Source organism: Corynebacterium yonathiae, assembly GCF_027570195.1.
Classification (GTDB): Bacteria; Actinomycetota; Actinomycetes; order Mycobacteriales; family Mycobacteriaceae; genus Corynebacterium; species Corynebacterium yonathiae.
Genome location: NZ_JAKMUZ010000005.1, coordinates 1 through 19,363, shown reverse-complemented (window position 1 = coordinate 19,363; position 19,363 = coordinate 1). Strand labels below are relative to the sequence as shown.

20 protein-coding genes and 2 pseudogenes are annotated in these 19,363 nt (G+C 58.6%); 17 read left to right on the top strand and 5 right to left on the bottom strand.

Annotation, left to right across the window (positions count from 1 at the left end):
• Window positions 1-7 precede the first annotated feature (7 nt).
• Together glgX and L8V22_RS03465 are read right to left on the bottom strand one after the other, a co-directional pair.
• On the bottom strand, window positions 8-2,206 hold the full coding sequence (gene glgX / locus L8V22_RS03470; protein WP_238799457.1) for a glycogen debranching protein GlgX: 2,199 nt from the start codon (window positions 2,204-2,206) through the stop codon (window positions 8-10).
• Window positions 2,207-2,227: 21 nt separating this feature from the next.
• Entirely contained in the window at window positions 2,228-2,767 is a 540-nt protein-coding gene (locus L8V22_RS03465) for a TetR family transcriptional regulator (RefSeq protein ID WP_238799459.1), read from the bottom strand.
• A 162-nt stretch (window positions 2,768-2,929) separates the two neighbouring features.
• Here L8V22_RS03465 and L8V22_RS03460 point away from each other — a divergent pair, with 162 nt between their 5' ends.
• A complete protein-coding gene (locus tag L8V22_RS03460; RefSeq protein WP_238799462.1) occupies window positions 2,930-3,709 on the top strand; it encodes a hypothetical protein in 780 nt (259 codons plus the stop codon).
• An 82-nt stretch (window positions 3,710-3,791) separates the two neighbouring features.
• Entirely contained in the window at window positions 3,792-4,196 is a 405-nt protein-coding gene (locus L8V22_RS03455; protein ID WP_269966396.1) for a hypothetical protein, read from the top strand.
• 9 nt (window positions 4,197-4,205) lie between these two features.
• Here L8V22_RS03455 and L8V22_RS03450 read toward each other — a convergent pair whose 3' ends face one another.
• Entirely contained in the window at window positions 4,206-5,102 is an 897-nt protein-coding gene (locus L8V22_RS03450; RefSeq protein ID WP_238799469.1) for a YbjN domain-containing protein, read from the bottom strand.
• A gap of 126 nt (window positions 5,103-5,228) precedes the next feature.
• On the opposite strand from L8V22_RS03450, the gene hisD reads away from it, so the two are divergent.
• The 15 genes from hisD (at window position 5,229) to L8V22_RS03375 (ending at window position 18,378) form a co-directional block, all read left to right on the top strand.
• A complete protein-coding gene (gene hisD, locus L8V22_RS03445) occupies window positions 5,229-6,539 on the top strand; it encodes a histidinol dehydrogenase (RefSeq protein ID WP_238799472.1) in 1,311 nt (436 codons plus the stop codon).
• Window positions 6,540-7,667: a histidinol-phosphate transaminase gene (locus L8V22_RS03440; protein WP_238799475.1), complete on the top strand. Its 1,128-nt coding sequence runs from the start codon at window positions 6,540-6,542 to the stop codon at window positions 7,665-7,667.
• Window positions 7,664-8,266 (top strand): imidazoleglycerol-phosphate dehydratase HisB, encoded by a 603-nt coding sequence (hisB, locus tag L8V22_RS03435; protein WP_238799477.1) that lies wholly within the window; start codon window positions 7,664-7,666, stop codon window positions 8,264-8,266. The genes L8V22_RS03440 and hisB overlap by 4 nt, the downstream gene beginning before the upstream one ends.
• A gap of 5 nt (window positions 8,267-8,271) precedes the next feature.
• Window positions 8,272-8,439 carry a hypothetical protein gene (locus L8V22_RS03430; RefSeq protein WP_238799482.1) on the top strand — a complete coding sequence of 56 codons (168 nt, stop codon included), beginning with the start codon at window positions 8,272-8,274 and terminating at the stop codon, window positions 8,437-8,439.
• Window positions 8,436-9,686: an MFS transporter gene (locus L8V22_RS03425; RefSeq protein ID WP_238799485.1), complete on the top strand. Its 1,251-nt coding sequence runs from the start codon at window positions 8,436-8,438 to the stop codon at window positions 9,684-9,686. Before L8V22_RS03430 ends, L8V22_RS03425 begins: the two co-directional genes overlap by 4 nt.
• A 3-nt stretch (window positions 9,687-9,689) precedes the next feature.
• Window positions 9,690-10,322, top strand: a complete 633-nt coding sequence (hisH, locus tag L8V22_RS03420) for an imidazole glycerol phosphate synthase subunit HisH (protein WP_238799488.1) — start codon at window positions 9,690-9,692, stop codon at window positions 10,320-10,322.
• 14 nt (window positions 10,323-10,336) lie between these two features.
• Window positions 10,337-11,125, top strand: coding sequence for a bifunctional 1-(5-phosphoribosyl)-5-((5-phosphoribosylamino)methylideneamino)imidazole-4-carboxamide isomerase/phosphoribosylanthranilate isomerase PriA (gene priA / locus L8V22_RS03415; RefSeq protein WP_238799495.1), 789 nt, complete (start codon window positions 10,337-10,339; stop codon window positions 11,123-11,125).
• Between the two features lie 3 nt (window positions 11,126-11,128).
• Window positions 11,129-11,911, top strand: coding sequence for an inositol monophosphatase family protein (locus tag L8V22_RS03410; RefSeq protein ID WP_238799498.1), 783 nt, complete (start codon window positions 11,129-11,131; stop codon window positions 11,909-11,911).
• A 30-nt stretch (window positions 11,912-11,941) separates the two neighbouring features.
• On the top strand, window positions 11,942-12,712 hold the full coding sequence (gene hisF, locus L8V22_RS03405; RefSeq protein WP_238799501.1) for an imidazole glycerol phosphate synthase subunit HisF: 771 nt from the start codon (window positions 11,942-11,944) through the stop codon (window positions 12,710-12,712).
• The gene (hisI, locus tag L8V22_RS03400) at window positions 12,709-13,071 is read left to right on the top strand and encodes a phosphoribosyl-AMP cyclohydrolase (RefSeq protein ID WP_238799505.1); all 363 of its coding nucleotides are present in this window, start codon (window positions 12,709-12,711) and stop codon (window positions 13,069-13,071) included. The genes hisF and hisI overlap by 4 nt, the downstream gene beginning before the upstream one ends.
• A complete protein-coding gene (locus tag L8V22_RS03395) occupies window positions 13,068-13,706 on the top strand; it encodes a TIGR02234 family membrane protein (RefSeq protein ID WP_238799508.1) in 639 nt (212 codons plus the stop codon). Before hisI ends, L8V22_RS03395 begins: the two co-directional genes overlap by 4 nt.
• Before the next feature lie 84 nt (window positions 13,707-13,790).
• Window positions 13,791-14,621: an indole-3-glycerol phosphate synthase TrpC gene (locus L8V22_RS03390; RefSeq protein WP_238799513.1), complete on the top strand. Its 831-nt coding sequence runs from the start codon at window positions 13,791-13,793 to the stop codon at window positions 14,619-14,621.
• Between the two features lie 45 nt (window positions 14,622-14,666).
• Complete coding sequence (lgt, locus tag L8V22_RS03385; protein ID WP_238799516.1) at window positions 14,667-15,620, top strand: prolipoprotein diacylglyceryl transferase; 954 nt, start codon at window positions 14,667-14,669, stop codon at window positions 15,618-15,620.
• A gap of 158 nt (window positions 15,621-15,778) precedes the next feature.
• Complete coding sequence (gene pyk / locus L8V22_RS03380; RefSeq protein ID WP_238800052.1) at window positions 15,779-17,194, top strand: pyruvate kinase; 1,416 nt, start codon at window positions 15,779-15,781, stop codon at window positions 17,192-17,194.
• 293 nt (window positions 17,195-17,487) lie between these two features.
• Entirely contained in the window at window positions 17,488-18,378 is an 891-nt protein-coding gene (locus L8V22_RS03375; RefSeq protein WP_005328806.1) for a cation diffusion facilitator family transporter, read from the top strand.
• Window positions 18,379-18,408: 30 nt separating this feature from the next.
• Here L8V22_RS03375 and L8V22_RS03370 read toward each other — a convergent pair.
• Window positions 18,409-19,136: pseudogene (locus L8V22_RS03370) on the bottom strand (IS1634 family transposase); the annotation flags it as partial.
• Window positions 19,137-19,172: 36 nt separating this feature from the next.
• A pseudogene (locus L8V22_RS03365) lies at window positions 19,173-19,363 on the bottom strand (IS256 family transposase); the annotation flags it as partial.

The following is a 19,363-nucleotide window of genomic DNA, read 5'->3' as shown; positions in this document are numbered from 1 at the left end:
CCTTTCTTTAGGAATCGAAAACGGGCGGTTCAACCTGACGAAAAATCAGCGTCGAACGCGGCTGCACCGTGATCGTACCCTCTGCTTCAATAAGGGTTTCCTCTACGGGGTAGCCGCCGGAATCGGCGGTATCGACCATCAGCCGCCACGTGGCGCCGAGATCCTTGGTAGGCAGGGTGAACTCGATTTCGCCGTCGTGGGAGTTGAAAATCATGATGAAGGAATCATCGGTGATGCGCTCGCCGCGGGAGGTGGTTTCCGTGATGGCATTGCCATTGAGATAGACCATAAGGGCGCGGCCGAAGTCGTGGTCCCAGTCGTCCTGGGTCATGAGGCGTCCGGAAGGAACCAGCCAGGCGATATCGCGTTCCTTTACATCCGCGCCGAGTGGGCCGCCGGCTAAGAAGCGCTTGCGGCGAAAGACGGGGTGGTGGTTGCGAATAGACAGCACGCGCTTGGTAAAGCCCAGCATGGCGGCGGACTTTTCCTCTTCCAGCATGGACCAGTCCATCCACGACAGCTCGTTATCCTGACAGTAGACGTTATTATTGCCGTCTTGTGTGCGGCCGAACTCATCGCCGTGCGAGAGCATCGGAGTGCCTTGGGAGAGTAGGAGGGTGGTCAGGAAGTTGCGCACCTGGCGGCGGCGCAGCTTGCGGACCTCGTCGTTATCGGTCGGGCCTTCTTCGCCGCAGTTCCAGGAGCGATTAAAGGATTCTCCGTCGCGATTGTCTTCGCCATTAGCCTCGTTGTGCTTGTCGTTATAGGACACGAGGTCGCGCAGAGTAAAGCCATCGTGGGCGGTAATGAAGTTGATGGAGGCGCTAGGGCGGCGGTCATTATCGGCATAGAGATCCGAAGAGCCGGTCAGGCGGGAGGCGAATTCGCCCAGGGTAGCGGGCTCGCCCCGCCAGAAATCGCGCACGGTATCGCGGTATTTGCCGTTCCATTCGCTCCAGATCGGCGGGAAGTTGCCTACCTGGTAGCCATCATGGCCAATGTCCCAGGGCTCAGCGATGAGCTTGACCTGGCTGACGATGGGGTCTTGCTGGACTAGGTCGAAGAAGGTAGCTAGCTTGTCGACGTCGTCAAGCTCCCGCGCCAAGGTCGCAGCTAGGTCGAAGCGGAAACCATCGACGCGCATCTCCGTGACCCAGTAGCGCAGGGAATCCATAATCATCTGGAGTGAGTGCGGGTGGCGCACATTGAGGGAATTGCCGGTGCCGGTGTAGTCCATGTAGTGGGCTTCATCGCCCTCGACGAGGCGGTAGTAGGCGCCATTGTCGATGCCGCGGAAAGCAATGGTGGGGCCCATGTGATTACCTTCTGCGGTGTGGTTATAGACCACGTCGAGGATAACTTCGATGCCGGCCTCATGGAAGGCGCGAACCATGGTCTTAAACTCGGAGACCACCTCGCCTGGCTTCTTAGCAAAGGCGTAGTCATGGTGTGGGGCAAAGAAGCCGAAGGTGTTATAACCCCAGTAGTTGCGCAGACCTAGGTTGCGCAGCCGATCGTCCTGGAGGAATTGGTGCACGGGCATTAGCTCAACGGTGGTAACCCCGAGCTCCTTGAAGTAATCAATCACGGCTGGGTGGGCCATGCCGGCGTAGGTGCCGCGCAGCTCTTCTGGAACGTCCGGGTGAGTCATCGTCATGCCCTTGACGTGGGTTTCATAGATAACCTTTTCATTATCCGGAATATGCGGGCGGTGATCGCTGCGCCAGTCAAAGAAGGGGTTAATGACCACGGAAAGCATGGTGTGGCCGAGCGAATCTTCCTCGTTGCGGCCGGTGCCGGGCTCTTCGGCGTGGATGTCATAGGAATACAGGGAAGCATCGCCGTCGAATTCGCCGTCGAAGGCGCGGGCATAGGGGTCAACGAGGAGCTTGGAGGGATCGCAGCGCAGGCCCTTTTCTGGTTCATAGGGGCCATAGACGCGGTAGCCGTAGCGCTGCCCAGGGGTGACATTCGGGAGGTAAATATGCCACACATGGGCGGTTACTTCGGCCATTTCTATGCGTTCTTCATCGCCCTCTTTATCAATGAGGCAGAGCTCAACCTTGTCTGCGACTTCCGAAAAGAGGGCGAAGTTGGTACCGGATCCATCAAAGGTGGAGCCGAGTGGGGTGGGTTTGCCGGGCCAGATTTGGCGGCTGTAGCGCTCGGTGGGCGTGGGGATTGCGTCCATGGCGGGAGTGTTCATGCCCACGAGCATAACTACTTTCTAGTCGCCGGCGCCGTGTATTAATCCGGTGTTAATAATGCGTACACCGCGTATGAGGTCAGCGCGATAGTCTGTATCGGGCGCCGCGCCGGTGGTTTCTGCAAGCTGGCGTTGGGACTGTTCCATCAAGGTGGCGCCGAGTACTAGGTGAATGGCTGATAGGGCGGCGGCGCGGTGGGCGCTATCAGCGGCCGGTGTGCTGCGTGCTGCGGCAGCGGTAAAGACTGCTACCAGGCGGTCCCAGGCAGGGGCTTGGGGGAGGGAGAGGCCGGCAATGGCCACCTCAGCACCATCGCGCCGGGCAAGCAGTAATTCGCGAAGGTTGAGGCTTAGTTCCCCGAGCGATTCCCCTGAAATAGGGGCGATAATGTCTTCCGCTAAGGCCGCAATAAGAGCCTGCTTATTGGCAATGTGCCAGTACAGGGCGCCGGGTGCAACGTTGAGGGAAGAAGCAACGCGGCGCATGGTGACGTCGCCAAGCCCATAGGTATCAAGCAGGGAAAGAGCGGCGGCGATAATACTCTCGCGATTTATTTGCACCCTCGCGATTGTACGGACTAGACCGACCAGGGCGGTAGTTCACAGGTTCTTTTAACGGAGTCTCAATGTGATTTCCATCGTCGGGTTGTTAGTCTTGCGAAGACAAATAAGAAGCTGCCCAACGCGGCTTCACATTCGCAAGATTGATTCAGGAGCTTTCCCTTGTCCTTTTTGACCCCTGCCAAGAAGTCCCTCATCGCGGTTGCGCTGGTTACCCCGCTGGCGCTGGCTGCGTGTGGTTCGGATGACAATGACGACTCCAAGAAGGATGCCGCTACCACGGCGTCCAAGGCTTCCGAGGATAAGTCTGCAGATAAGTCCGAGGACAAAGACGCCGATAAGGACAAAGACAAGGAAAAGAATAAAGATAAGGAAAAAGACCAGAACAAGGACGCCGCAGCTGGTGCTGAGGGCCAGGAGGGCGAGGATGCCGCTGGTGAGGGCCCGGATGAGATGGCCAACCCCCTAAACAATGGCGAGGATCCTTTCGCTGGTGCAAAAGACATCAAGCCGATCGAGGGCGGCCAGGACGCCAACGATAGTGACAAGCAGGCCATCGAGCAGCTGGTCCGCGGCCAGCACGAGATCGATAATGTGAAGGAATACTTCAACTACATGCCGCAGCACGCCTGCCAGGCCGTGCGCGAAGGCCAGGCTAAGGAGTTTGACCAGTATCAGCAGTACGTGGATAGTCTGCCGAACAAGTCCTTTGCCGAATACGCTAACACCATGCGCCAGCAGGGTGGCGGCAATGGTGAGGTAGAGAAGTTTGCTAATCAGCTGGAGTCCATCCCACAGTCGACCAAGCTGCAGTCCGTCAACGACATCGTGGTCAATGGCGATGATGCTTCTGCAACCGTGAGCGTGTCTAACTCTGAGGGCACCGAGACCTCCACGGTGCGCTTCCGTCGTGAGAATGGCAACTGGACCTTCTGTAACTAAGTTGTCCCTTTTCCAGCGTCGGTTACCCCGCACCCTTGGTTTTGGTGCAGGGTTACTCGCGTGTGCGCTCCTAGTCTTTGGCGTGGCCGGGGTGTTGTGGGGGCTTTTTCGGCCGACGCTTACCGGCCGTGAGGTAGAAGATGGCGGTTATGCCATCGAGTCGATGGGCAGTGCCCAATTTATCGCCTTCATTACCTTTGCCCTTATCACCGGCTTACTCGGGCTGCTTTTGGGCTTGGGTGCGTATTTGCGCCGGCAGGGTCGAGGCCTATCAATGCTCTTGTGGGTGGGCGTGTGTGCCTTGGCTGGGGCGGCCTCGTTCTATGTCTTTGGAGGAGCCACTGCCACGCATCCGCCGGAAAATCCAGGGGAGGTCGTGGAGTTTGCACCGAATTTCTCCCCCGCTATTTCTTGGGCGGTCGCGCCCTTTATGGCGATGTTTTCTTATTGGTCCACGGCTTTTGTGAGCGCCGATGATGATTGGTAGGCAAAGCGGCTAGGGCCATTCGACGGGGGAGGCGCCAGTCACCTCGCGTGCGATGTCATCGATGCCGTGCAGGATGTGTTTGAGTCCGCGGCCGATGGCACTAAAGAGCTGCGGCCGCGTAAGCCCGGCGGCAGTGATGGTAGCGGCATCCATCCGCACTTGCAGTCCTTCATCGGTGTGGTGACAAAAAGCGACGGCTCCGTGGTGGGCGCGATTCCAGTCATTGCAGATGAGGAATAGACGGGTAAATTCCGCTTCTTCCAGGCTGGGATCCCAATGCCCCTTGATGATGAGGCTGGGGCCGTTGTCCAGTGCAAAGGCAAAAAGGACATCGTTGACCCACGCGTAAATGGCGGTGGCGCCATCGCTTTGGAAACGTTGGATACCGATTAACGGCAGCATTTCGGCCAGGCTATCGAGGGTGAAGGGTTCTAAGGGGGCATCGGCAAGCGGGGCAAGCACCGGCGAGGTGTCGCGGACGAGGCTGGGGTGGGATTGGGCAAGCAGATCCATGAGCACTTCAGCGTTGCGCAGCGCCGGCAGGAGGAACGCCGCGAGCTGCTCGCGGCTGGGGGAGGTATCGGCCGGCAGGTAGCTATGGCCGGATACGCTTACGCACTCGGGCTGGTCATAATCGACCATTACGGCCGGTGAGAGGCAATCGTGATTCCACTCGTTGGCCAGGTGTGCAAGCTCGGATATCTCGCTGAGGTCAACGCCGCCGCGGGGGCTGGTGTGTAGGTGTAGCACCGGTTCTTCCATTTGGTCGACAAAGATGAAGGTGGAGCCGCCGGCTGCATGCGGGACTAGAAGCTCGCCAGTAGGTAGCGTCCAGCAGGCAATGTCTTTTTCCTGGGCGATGGCGCGGACATGTGCGAGTAAAAGGGAGGGCTCATTCTCGCTCATCGCTGTCACCACCTTAAAGCTATATTGAGTCCGAGTCTATAGCCCAAACCGGCCCCCTCGCTGGAATTTGGCTATTAGGATATTGGTTTAATAACAGAAATCCGATAAACAGAATGGGAGCCGGGAATGCTTCGCACCATTGATCTGCGCGGCAAGGAGCTGCGCCCTGCCCAGCTGCGACGCGTCTTGCCCCGCGGTGGCACTGACGTCGCCGCCGTGGTGGACAAGGTGGCGCCAATGGTACATCGCGTCCGCCACGAAGGAGCCGCGGCGGCATTGGACTACGGCGAGCGTTTCGATGGCGTGCGCCCGAACCACCTGCGGGTACCGCAAGCGGAATTGGACAAGGCCGTCGCCGGCTTAGACCCGCAGGTGCGCCGGGCAATTGAGGCCTCGATTGCGCGTGTCCGCAAGGTTCACCTCGAACAGAAGCCGGCCACGCGCACCACCGAACTGGCACCTGGCGCCACGGTGACCGAGGTCTTTCGCCCCATCGAGCGCGTCGGACTATACGTGCCGGGAGGCAAGGCCGTCTATCCTTCCTCGGTAATAATGAATGCGGTGCCGGCGCAGGCGGCCGGGGCGGAAAGCTTGGTGGTGGCCTCGCCACCGCAAAAAGAGTTTGGCGGTCTGCCGCACCCCACGGTGCTAGCCGTGTGCCAGATGCTCGGCGTAGATGAGGTGTGGGCTATAGGCGGTGGCCAGGCCATTGCGCTTATGGCCTACGGCGACGATGATGCCGCCCTGGCACCGGTGGACATGATTACCGGGCCGGGAAATATTTTCGTCACCGCGGCCAAACGGCTAGTGCGTGGTGTGGTGGGCACCGATGCCGAGGCCGGCCCTACCGAAATCGCCATTATCGCCGATGACACCGCAAACCCTGTGTTTGTGGCTTATGACCTCATCTCGCAGGCCGAGCACGATCCGATGGCGGCGAGCGTGCTTATTACGGCATCGGAAAGCTTGGCCCAGCGTGTGAATGCGGAGGTAGAAGCGCGCTATAGTGCTACCGCCCATGCGGACCGGGCGGCCGCGGCCTTAGGCGGCGAGCAGTCCGGGATCGTGCTGGTTGATTCCCCGGATGTAGCAATTGCGGTGGCTAATGCCTATGCTGCCGAACACCTCGAGATCCACACCGCAGAGCCCGGCGCGGTGGCCCGGCAGATTAAGCACGCTGGCGCTATCTTTGTGGGAGACTTCGCGCCAGTGCCACTCGGGGACTACGCAGCTGGCTCCAACCATGTATTGCCCACCTCCGGCACGGCGCGCTTTTCTGCCGGCCTGTCTACCCATACTTTTATGCGCCCGGTCAACCTTATTGAGTATGACCGGGCTGCACTGGAGGAGATTGCCCCGCACGTTATTACCTTCGCCGAGGCCGAGGGATTGCCTGCTCACGGCGAAGCTATTCGCGCCCGATTTGAGGAGTACTAGATGACGCAATTAAACGACCTTCCCCTGCGCGAAGAGCTGCGCGGCAAGTCCGCCTATGGCGCGCCGCAACTCACCGTGGCCTACCAACTCAATACCAATGAAAATCCTTATCCGCCCTCGCAGGCGCTAGTAGATGACCTAGTGGCGGAGACCCGACGCTTAGCCAGCTCGCTCAATCGCTATCCGGAGCGCGATGCGGCAGAGCTGCGTAGGGCCCTAGCGCATTATGTTTCCGGGCAAACCGGCGTGAGTGTGGGCTATGAGCAGGTGTGGGCGGCTAATGGTTCGAATGAAATTTTGCAGCAACTGCTACAGGCTTTTGGCGGTCCGGGGCGCAGCGTGCTCGGCTTTACACCGTCCTATTCCATGCACCCCATTCTCGCGGACGGAACACATACGCAGTTTCTAGAGTGCTCGCGCGATAATGACTTCCGCATTGACATAGACCGCGCGTTGGCCGCCGTGGCGCAGCACCAGCCAGAAATTATCTTTGTGACGACGCCGAATAACCCCACCGGTGGGGTGACTAGTGTGGACGATATTGCCGCGCTTGCCGACGCCGCGCCGGGCATCCTCATCGTCGATGAAGCCTACGGCGAATTTTCCTCTGCGCCCTCCGCGGTGACGCTATTGGATAAGTACCCCACGAAGCTGGTGGTCTCGCGCACCATGTCCAAAGCCTTCGATTTTGCTGGCGGTCGCCTAGGCTACTTTGTGGCGGATCCGGCCTTTGTGGAGGCCGTTATGCTGGTACGGCTTCCGTACCACCTGTCCGTACTCTCCCAAGCTGCGGCAACGGTGGCGTTGCGTCACAGTGCGGATACGCTAGCAACCGTAGAGAAGATTGCCGCTGAACGAGAGCGCGTGTCCGCTCGCTTGGGCGAATTGGGATATACCGTCTTGCCGAGTGAATCCAATTTCCTCTTCTTCGGCCGTTTTGCTGATCAGCACCGCGTGTGGCAGCAGTTCTTGGAAAAAGAAGTGCTCATCAGGGATGTCGGCATCGGGGGACACCTGCGCATGACCGTGGGCCTGCCGGAAGAAAATTCGGCCTTCTTGTCCGTAGCTGAAGAGCTTGCAGATACAGTAGTGGCGGATTATCCAGTGGGAGAAGGGAGCGAACCATGAGCAACCGAGTCGGGCGTGCCCAGCGGGCTACGTCGGAATCGCAGATTTCCGTGGTGATCAACCTAGACGGCACGGGGCGCAGTGAAATTTCCACTGGGCTGCCTTTTTTCGATCATATGCTGACGGCCTTTGCCACCCACGGCAGCTTTGATCTCACCGTGCGCGCCGTGGGCGATATCGAGGTAGATGCCCATCACACGGTGGAAGATACCGCCATCGTGCTCGGCACCGCACTGCGCGAGGCGGCGGGGGATAAGTCCGGCATCCGTCGCTTTGGCTCCCAGCTACTGCCCATGGACGAGACCCTGGTGGAAGCGGTCGTGGATTTTTCTGGGCGCGCCTATTTCGTGATGAACGGCGAACCGGAGCACCTGCAATGGCAGACCATCGGTGGGCACTACGCCACCGTGATTAACCGCCACTTCTTCGAAACGCTTGCCATCCACGCTGCAGTAACTCTGCACCTTAATGTGCGCTACGGGCGCGATCCGCACCACATCACAGAAGCGGAGTTCAAGGCCGTCGCGCGTGCGCTGCGCGCTGCCGTGGAAACTGACCCGCGCCAGACTGGCATTCCTTCGACGAAGGGAGCACTCTAGAACGCATGCACTTTATGATCTTGGTCCTCTTCCTCGTAGCAGGCATGTTGGTAGGCGGTGCCTGGTCTGCCTACCAACAGGGGTCGAAGGCACTGACAGTAGTGGCCTCTCTTTTGGCCGCAATCACCGTGGTAGCAGCAATCTCGTGGATGGTAGGAGCGTTTGGTAAGTGAGCACAACCCAAGAGACTAATATCTGGAAGATCCCGGGCTATACCGCCACAATGATGGCCATTGCCGCCGCCTTTGGCGCTTGGTCCATCCTCCTTCCGGTGGTGCCGCTAGCTGTCATTGATTCCGGCGGCTCAGCTACCTTGGCGGGCTCATCCACCGGCATCTTTATGGCCTTTACCGTGCTTACGCAGATCATTTCTCCGTGGCTTTTGCGCCGTTGGGGCTATCGCCGCGTGATGGCACTTTCCGCCTTTACCTTGGGCGTGCCCGCTTTCGGCCACCTTTTGGGAACAGATGCCTGGGTGGTCCTGCTCTTTTCTGCCTTGCGCGGAGTGGGCTTCGGTGCATTGACCGTCTCCGAGTCTGCGCTGATTGCAGAGTTGGCACCAGTTCGCCTGTTGGGCAAGGCTACCGGCATGATTGGCGTATTTACCGGCCTGGGCCAGATGGTCTTTTTGCCCTTGGGCTTGATTATGGCGGAGAAGCTGGGATATGCCTCGACGTATATTACTGCCGGCATCATTGGCTTCGTGGGCTTTGGCATGTGCTTGCGCATTCCCAAGATCAAGGTCACACTGGCCTCCGATACCGAAGACGAGCCTAATTTGATCCGCGTTCCCACGTGGAAGTTGGTGCTAGTGCCCGCATTAGCGCTGACAACTTTCTCCATGAGCTACGGCGCCGTGTCGTCCTTCCTGCCGCCGGCGGTACAGGAGCTAGATGCAGAGCGTGGCGCCAGCCTTGCCGGCATTATGCTGTCCATCGTGGGGGGCGCGGCCATGATTTTCCGCTACTTCGCCGGCATGGTGGCAGACCGAGTGGGCGCTCCCGGCCGGTTGTATATCCCCAGCCAGATCATGGCCATTGTGGGTGTGCTCGCCATCGCCGTCCCTCTTTATCTTGACGGCTCCGTGTGGTGGCTCGTGCTTGGCGCATTTCTGTTCGGCGGTGCCTTTGGCATCGCGCAAAATGAGGCCCTGCTGTCGATGTTTGACCGCCTGCCGCGCGAGCGTGTCTCGGAAGCTTCGGCCATCTGGAATATCTTCTATGATGGCGGAACCGGCGTGGGCTCAACCCTTCTGGGCGCTTTGGTTGCCGGCTACGGCTATGCGGGGGCATTTGGTGCCGGTGTGGTCATCCTCGTCGTTGGTGTAGTAATGACGCTGGCGGATTTTGTCCTTGGGCGCACCCGCGTGAGCGAAACCAACGATATCCGGACGCGCCTGCGTCGCATGCGTAAGGTATAGCCCATGACAAAGACGGTCGCATTATTGGATTATGGCGCGGGCAATGTGCGCTCGGCACAGCGCGCTTTAGAGCGAGTAGGCGCGGAAGTCACCGTGACTGCGGATCCTCATGCTGCGGTGGAAGCAGACGGCCTGCTGGTCCCCGGCGTTGGTGCCTTTGACGCATGCATGCGCGGGCTAAGCGCGGTTCACGGGCCAAGGGTTATCGGCCAGCGTCTGGCAGGAGAGCGGCCAGTCTTGGGTATTTGCGTGGGTATGCAGGTGCTTTTCGACGCCGGAGTGGAACACAACATCAACTCCACCGGCTGTGGTGAGTGGCCCGGCACCGTGGAAAAGCTTCACTCTACGGTCCTGCCCCATATGGGGTGGAATACCGTTGAAGTGCCCGTCGGCAGCGATATGTTTGCAGGATTGTCTGAAGCCGAGCGATTTTACTTTGTGCATTCCTATGGCGTTCGCCGGTGGAAATTGGAAACCGAAATCACTCGCCCGCCCTTGGTCAGCTGGGCTGAGCACGCAGGCGATAGGTTTGTCGCAGCGGTGGAAAATGGCGCCCTGTGGGCGACCCAATTCCACCCTGAAAAATCCGGGGACGCCGGCGCACAACTTTTGGAAAACTGGATGTGCACGCTCTAGGTAGGATGATGACTATGACTTTTACGCTTTTGCCCGCAGTCGATGTATCTCAGGGCCAAGCCGTGCGCTTGGACAAAGGCGAAGCAGGCACCGAAACCTCTTACGGCGCGCCGCGTGATGCCGCGATGAAGTGGCAGTCTCAAGGCGCGCAATGGCTGCACTTTGTGGATCTGGATGCGGCATTCGGCCGCGGTTCCAACCACGAGCAGATGGCGGATATCACTGAAGAGCTGGGCATAAACGTGGAGCTTAGCGGCGGCATCCGGGACGATGCCGCGGTAGAGCAAGCACTGGCTACTGGCGCGCAACGCATTAATATCGGCACCGCCGCTCTCGAACACCCGGAATGGATCGAAGACATCCTTGCGCGCTATGGCGAGAAAGTCGCCGTGGATCTCGCCGTGCGTGAAGACGGCGGCGAGTGGCGTACTGCAGGCAATGGCTGGGTCTCCGATGGCGGCGACCTATGGGAGGTGCTCGAGCGCCTCGATGCTGCCGGATGCCAGCGTTTTGTGGTGACAGACGTATCTAAAGACGGCACACTAACGGGGCCGAATATTGAACTGCTGCGTGAGGTAGCGATGGCTACGGAAGCAAAAATCACCGCTTCCGGTGGTATTTCTAGCCTGGAGGACCTGCGCGAGCTCGCGCTCTATGAAAATGAGGGCATTGATTCCGCCATTATTGGAAAGGCCCTTTACGAGGGGAATTTTAGCCTCGAAGAAGCTCTCGATGCAGTGGCCGAGGTAGAGCCGCTGCCGGCGGAAGAAACCATTGACCCTTTCGACCCTGAGGATAACTAAGCCATGATGGATCCCCGCGAGTTGGTGGCCTTCGCGGAGGCGGCCGTAGACCAAGTAGAACCCGTTTTCCGCTCTGGCCTCGGTGCGGCACCTGCCCGCTTTAAAGGGCAGGGAGATTTTGCCACCGAGGTAGATCTCGTCATCGAGCAACAGCTGCGGGATATCTTGACCCAAATGACCGGCATCCCGGTGTATGGAGAAGAATCCGGTGGCAGCGTGCTGGATACTGTGTGGGTGGTAGACCCGATTGATGGCACCGCAAATTACTCCGCCGGAAACCCGCTAGCCGGCATCTTGGTAGCGCTCATACATAAAGGAGCACCTGTTGCTGCGGTGTCTGACTTCCCGCTGCTTGGGCGACGTTTGGTCACCTGCGATGGCTCTCCATTGCGCTCAGTAGGCGGGCCTGCCACCGGCTTCGGCGGTGGGGAAGAAGCGATGGGCTTTGATGAAGCGCGCGGACACGTGGGCTGCTCTTCCCATCTACCCACCGAGATCTTCCACGAACTGCGCGAGACCGGCCTGCGTCCGCGGATGACCGGCTCAGTGGGGCTAGATAATGCCTTTGTTGCGCAGGGGGTATTTGACGGCGCGATTAACTTCTCCCCACACCCGTGGGATAACGCCGCTGGTGCATTGCAAATTCAAGCCGCTGGCGGGGTAGTAACTGACCCGGAAGGAAACCCGTGGACTGCGCAGTCGCGCGGCTTGGCGGCAGGTACCCCGCAGGTTCATGCCACTATCGTGGATATCCTGTCCCGTCATACCGGTTCCATTTACCGCTAAGACTTCATTTTAAATAAGGAGGCGGCCGATATGGCTGTAGCCGTACGCGTTATCCCCTGCCTAGACGTCGATCAAGGACGAGTGGTCAAGGGTGTAAACTTTGAAAACCTACGCGATGCTGGAGACCCAGTGGAGCTGGCCGCGCGTTATGATTCCCTCGGAGCCGATGAACTGACATTTTTAGACGTATCTGCCTCAAAGCAGGGGCGTTCAACCATGCTCGAGGTTGTGCGCCGCACTGCAGACCAGGTATTTATCCCACTAACGGTCGGCGGCGGGGTACGCAGCGTCGACGACGTCCGGGAGCTACTGCGCGCCGGTGCGGATAAGGTCTCTGTAAATACGGCGGCGATTAAGAACCCGGAAGTGCTGCGCGAGATGGCCGAGGTTTTCGGGGCCCAATGCATCGTGCTCTCCGTTGATGCCCGCCGGTGCCGTGAGGAGTTTGCGCCTTCCGGTTACGAGGTCACCACGCATGGAGGTACGAAGTCGGCCGGAATTGATGCCATCGAGTGGGCACGCCGTGGCGAGGAACTCGGCGTAGGGGAGATTCTCCTCAACTCGATGGATGGCGATGGCACCAAGCAAGGATTTGATGTGGACCTGCTGCACGCCGTGCGCGCAGCAGTGACTATTCCCATCATCGCTTCCGGCGGCGCGGGCAGCGCCGCGGATTTCCCACCCGCCGTTGCGGCCGGTGCCGATGCCGTTTTGGCCGCAAGCATTTTTCACTTCGGCGAGGTAGAGATCAGCGACGTCAAGGACGCCCTAGACGCCGCGGGCTATGAGGTGCGCCGATGAGTAGCCCGGGCGAATATGAACTAGATGGGGGCATCGCCAAGCAGCTCAAGCGCAATGACCAAGGATTGGTGCCGGCCATTGCTCAGGCTGAGTCTGGTGAGGTGCTGATGATGGCATGGATGGATGACCACGCTTTGGCCCATACCCTTGCCACGCGCAAGGCAACGTATTTTTCGCGCTCGCGCAATGAATATTGGGTCAAGGGCGAAACCTCTGGACATACCCAAGAGGTGCTGGGCGTTCGCCTTGACTGTGATGGAGATACTATCCTGCTGACCGTGCGGCAGCGTGGCGGCGCCTGCCATACCGGTGATCGCACGTGTTTTGATGCCACAGATCTCCTAGGAGGACAATCGTGAAGGCTAAACGCCTTGGACCACTACTTATCGCTGTAGGAGCCATCGTTTTGTGGCTGTCTTCCCGTGCCACGTGGGTCGTAGCCGCTAGCGAGGATGATAAAGCCGGTTCAGCAGTTATTGACATCGTAGGTTCGGCATGGTCGCTGGAAATTATGGCCCTGACCTTAGTTCTGATTGCCGGTGCTGTTGCAGGGATGGCGCTGCGGCGCACCGGTAGGCGAGTGGTGGGCATCGTGTGCGCCCTCGCGGCCGCAGCCAGCGCATGGACCCCGGTAAATCTGCTGACGGCGGGCGCGGATACCGAGCGCGCGCAGAAGATTCTGCAGGGCGCCTCGTCTAATGAAAACGCGGTAGATTCGGCACAGATTTCTGACTGGGCCACTATCGTCTCCACCGAAGTGCATGCTTGGGCGCCGGTCCTGGCCCTAGTGGGAGCGGCAATGGCCCTCTTCGGCGCGGTAATGCTCGCGCGCAACCCCGGCGAGGATAAGGCGATGGTATCCAGCAAATACGAGACGCCGGCGGCACGACAGGCAAAGTTGGAGGAAGATTTGGAAACTTCCTCCGATTCTGGCCGTGTGATGTGGGACGCCCTTGATAGTGATATCGATCCTACCGATATGGGCAAAAAATAGCCCCGCTGCCTGTGCAATTTCCGCAACTGCACCTGCCCGGGTTAACCTAAGTGTGATTTCAATCGCCCGTGGAGGGAGGTGCTGATGCCTACGCCGATTGCCGTTGACCACCTTGTTGCAGGAGTCTTGGAAGACGTCGCTGCGCGGGAAGCCCGCGTGTCCTTCAAAGAGGTAAAGGCGCGCTCGCGTGACATGGAATCTCCCCGGGATGCGCGCGCGGCCCTGCTGCGCACGGGTTGTTCAGTTATCACCGAGCTCAAACGTGCCGTTCCCTACGGCGGCGAAATCGCCCACGTCGGCTCCGCGGAGCAGATGGCGGAATGGGCCCGCACTTTTGAGCACTGCGGCGTACATCTAATGGCGTGCCAGACTGATTTCCGCCGCTTCCACGGTTCTCTGGAGGATATGGCAGCCGCCCGCGCTGCAATTGATGTCCCGATGATGTCGCGAGATCTCATCGTGGATCCCTACCAAATTCATGAGGCCCGGTGTTATGGGGCCGACGCCATTCCGCTACAAGTGGAGCTATTGGAACAGGCTCGCTTGGAGGCGCTATTAGACCGCGTGGAATCACTCGGCATGACCGCCATTGCCGAGGTGCGCAACTGTGCCGAGGTCGACCGCGCAATTAAAGCTGGAAGTAGCGTCATCGCCATTAATGCGTGGTCGTTGGCCTCGGATGCTATTAACCGTGAGGCGTTTAATGATATTGCCCCGGGCCTGCCCGAATCCATCCTGCGCATTGCGGTAGGTGGAGTAAACAACGCCCGCAATCTATTTCATTATGCCTCCCGCGGGGCCGATGCCGTGCTTGTAGGTGAATCAGTCATGGCAGCCCAAGACCCAACAGCGTTGGCTCGCTCGCTGGTGGCCGCCGGCCAGCACCCTGCATGCCCCGCGCGCAAAATAGATTAATACCCCGACTAGCTGGCGGGGTGGGGGATAAGGCACACTGGCTACGTGCACACAGAAATTCTTGCAAATATTCCGTCTCCGCCGCAGGGCGTGTGGCAGTTGGGCCCCATTCCCATTCGTGCCTATGCGTTGTGCATCATCGTGGGCATTATCGTCGGCCTGCGCATGACTTTGCGCCGTTATACCGCTCGCGGTGGTAATCCCGACACAGTATGGGACGCCGCCATCGTGGTTATCCCAGCCGGCATTATTGGCGGGCGGCTCTACCACGTCATCACCGATAATCAGAAGTACTTCTGCGATAGTTGCAATCCCGCAGATGCGCTGAAGATTACTAATGGCGGCCTTGGCATCTGGGGCGCTGTTGCTCTCGGAGCACTGGCTCTGTGGGTACTTTTCAAAGTGAAGAAGGTGCCACTCGGCCCCTTTGCTGATGCCGTGGCCCCAGGCCTCGTTCTTGCGCAGGCGATTGGCCGGCTAGGCAACTGGTTTAACCAAGAACTCTACGGGCGCCCGACCGACGTTCCCTGGGCTTTAGATATTTATTACCGCGTCAATGACAATGGCGGCTATGCGCCGGTTTCCGGGCATTCCACGGGTGAGGTTATGACTTCGGTGCATCCGACCTTTCTCTACGAGCTGGTGTGGAACGTCCTTGTATGTCTATTCCTTTTGTGGGCTCATAGGGCATGGAAGTTGGGGCACGGGCGCGTCTTTGCTCTCTACGTCATGGGCTATACCCTGGGTCGGTTCTTTATCGAAGGCATGCGCTCCGATGAGGCGACCCATATCTTTGGGGTGCGCGTAAATATCATCGTCTCCCTGGTGATTTTTGTCATTGCTGTGGTTGTGTTCTTCTTACTTGATAGGCGCCGCGAGGGTCCTGAATCCCCCGAAGAGGTGGATCCAAAATATTGGGCGAAGCGCCGCGATAACGAAGAGCAGCGCGATGAGCGCGCGGTAGCTGGGGGACAGCAGCCTAGGTCTGAATTGAAGTAAACCCCGCCCTAGAGTGCCCGGTTGGTTTTAGTTTTATCGGGAATCGGGCATTTTTGCATGCCCGTTCGGAAAATGGATTCGAAAAGTTGTGGCCCCAATCCCTTCGAAGGAGTAGGTTGGGGAGTGTTCAGTTTCCCCGACGGAATAGGCCAATAATGCTGGATAGAAGAACTAAGATTGTTTGTACTCTCGGCCCTGCCGTTGCTAGCGAGGATGGCATCCTGCGCCTCGTCCAAGACGGCATGGACGTTGCTCGTCTGAATATGTCTCACGGCGAGCACGCGGACCATGAGGCGAATTACAACTGGGTGCGTGAAGCCACCGATAAGACTGGCCGCGCCGTAGGAATTTTGGCGGATCTCCAGGGCCCGAAGATTCGCCTTGGTCGCTTTATTAACGGCGAGGAGCAGTGGGACAACGGCGAGATCGTTCGTATCACCGTGGATGATATTGAAGGCACCCACGATCGTGTTTCTACCACCTATAAGGGCCTGGCCAAGGACGCCAAGCCGGGGGACCGCCTGCTGATTGACGACGGCAAGGTCGCCGTCGTATGTAAGGAAGTCGACGGCAACGACGTCGTCTGCGAGGTTACCGAGGGCGGCCCAGTTTCCAATAACAAGGGCGTTTCCCTTCCTGGCATGGATATCTCCGTGCCGGCTTTATCGGAAAAGGATATCGCCGACCTGCGCTTTGCTCTGAAGCTTGGCGTAGACCTTGTCGCGCTTTCCTTCGTTCGCTCCCCAGCTGACGTGGATAAGGTCCACGAGATTATGGATGAAGAAGGTCGCCGCGTTCCGGTTATTGCGAAGCTGGAAAAGCCGGAGGCGGTCGATGCCCTCGAGTCTATCGTGCTGGCCTTCGACGCCATCATGATTGCTCGTGGTGACCTTGGTGTTGAGGTGCCGCTTGAGCGCGTGCCGCTATTCCAGAAGCGTGCTATCCAGATCGCTCGCGAAAACGCTAAGCCGGTTATCGTGGCGACCCAGATGCTGGATTCCATGATTTCCAACCTGCGCCCGACCCGTGCAGAGGCCTCCGATGTGGCCAATGCCGTCCTGGACGGCGCCGATGCAGTCATGCTCTCTGGTGAGACTTCCGTAGGCATTGACCCGCAGAACGTTGTGCGCACCATGTCCAAGATTGTGGCTAATGCTGAAGATGGTGGCAAAGTTCCGCCGCTGACTCACGTTCCGCGCACCAAGCGCGGCGTGGTGTCCTACTCCGCTCGCGATATTGCCGAGCGCCTTAATGCTAAGGCTATCGTGGCCTTCACCACCTCCGGTGATACCGCAAAGCGTGTAGCTCGTCTGCACTCCCATCTGCCGCTGTTGGCATTTACTCCGGACCCGGCAGTTCGTTCCCAGCTGGCTTTGACCTGGGGTGCTGAGACCTTCTTGAGTCCGCATGTTAAATCCACCGATGACATGATGGAAGCCATCGATGATGCATTGCTGGAGATGGACAGGTATGAGGAAGGTGACATGATTGTCGTCATTGCTGGTACTCCTCCAGGAATTGCTGGCAACACCAACATGATTCAGTGTCACTTGTTGGGTGAAACCAAGAAGTAGATTTTTGGCACGAGCGCCGCGACCCACCCTTTAACACGTTCCACGGGTCGCGGCGCTTTTCTATATACATTTATACAAATGTAGATTTATATTTACCTCGAGTACACTCAGCGGTTGCTTTCCTGACATGCGGCTGCAGTACTTTTTGGTTGTTCATGTTTCAGCTTCTCTACACATTCAAAGGACAACTGCACAATGACCTAAATCAGGCCGACTTGGCTTCAGTGGCTGCGCTTACCTCCATCCATTTTCATTTAATTGTCAATAAGCGTCGACGGAGATAGGCTGAGTGCATGGCACACGAGCACCACGACCACGATCACTCCAGCACGCCGCTGCGCGCACTCTTGATTGCGCTAGGCATTACCGGCACCGTCTTCTTCGCGGAGCTGATCGGCGGCTGGTTGGCGGGTTCGATGGCGCTGATGGCGGATGCGATGCACATGCTTTCCGACGCTGCGGGGTTGATCATCGCGGTGTTAGCGGTGTTGGTTGGGCGCCGACAAGCATCGGCTCAGGCCACGTACGGCTACCGACGAGTGGAGGTGCTTGCTGCACTGGCGAACGCAGTGATGGTGCTGGCGATCTCGGTGTGGATTGTCGTCGAGGCGGTGCGCCGCCTGCAGAGCCCGGCCGAAGTGCAGGGAAAAACGATGCTGATCATCGCGGTGATCGGCCTGGTGGCGAATGCGCTATCGGCGTGGGTTCTGCACCGGCACCGCAAATCCTCGATCAACGTGGAGGGCGCGTTCTTGCACGTGTTAGTGGATATGCTCGGCTCGGTCGCAGTAATCGTGGCCGGCATCGTGGTACTGACCACGGGGTTTGTGGCGGCGGACGTGATCGCCTCCCTAGCGATCGCGGCGATGGTGCTGCCGCGCGCCTGGCAGCTCATGCGGCTTTCGGCGAGCGTGCTGCTCGAGCAAGTCCCGGCGGACTTCGACGCCAGTGCGATCGAGCCCGCGCTGCGGCAGGTCGAGGGCGTTGCTGACATCCACGACCTGCACCTGTGGAGCCTGGACGGCGTGAACGTGCTCACGACCGTGCATATCGTGCGCGACGGCACCGTCGGCACCGGCCCGCTGTTGGATGCCGCCCAGCAGGCCCTGCGCGAACACGGTATCGAGCACTCCACCATCCAGATTGAGCACCCAGAGCACGAATCCCACGAGACGGTGTGCTGATTCCCTTCTAACCTGACTTAGGCCAATTTTGTGCGGAAGTTCGCGGCCGGTGATTACTTGGATGGTGGCAGTGAGGTCGGGCGGGAATGGTACGGCGGCGTGAATGGTTTCGCCGCCAACGACGAGTTGAAAGCTGCGGTATTTCTTGAGTGTTCTCACGAGGCGTTTGATGAAGTGACCACTGCGGGTCTCCATCAGGTGGGTCACGGCTAGTGCTGCCATCACAATATTGAGATGTGCTGTGATCGAGTTTTGTTTCCTCGCATAGATTGGGCGTGCTTTCAGGTCTGATTTCGACATCCGATACGACATTTTCAATGTGGAATAGCCTGCGGTAATGCCCGATAACCTCCTGGGCGGGAAGAGCGGTCAGATCGGTTTCATAGCCTTTAATTCCGGCTAGGGCTCGGTGTTTGGCAGCAAAAGCGTAGTTGACCTTCTTGTTCGGGGTGGAAAGATCGAAATAGCGGTTGCGCTTAATGGCGATTTCGCCGTCAACAGCACGTTTGGCTTTTGCGACTTGCTCTTTGATTCCGCGCAGGCCGCGTCTGGCCCGATCATAGGAGTACTGGAAGTGGGTCACCGTATTCGGGGTTGTGTGTTTGCGCGCATCGCTTGCCGAGGCTTGTGTCCAGATCTGGCCGTGGGCGTAGGCTTCACCAGGGATTTCCCGCCGCCAGGTTTCAATCACCTCAGGCACGGTGGGGTTTCACCGACAAAATGTACTGCAGACCTGCATCTATCAATGCTTGCTTGTTCGGAGGGTGTCAAGTTGTTTGTGTGTGGGGCTAGGTTTATAGGTATTTGTCGAAGCTGTCGGGGTAGGCCACGGCCATTTGGTTAATGGCTTGTTTCCAGCCGGAAACTCGGGTCCCTTCCATGAGTCTGCCGGTTGTCGCTGAGACTCGTTTGCCCTGCTTCGCTCTCTTGGCAGCTCGTCTGTCTTCGATATTGCAGATCATCAACCATAGCGTCTTGAGCGCTG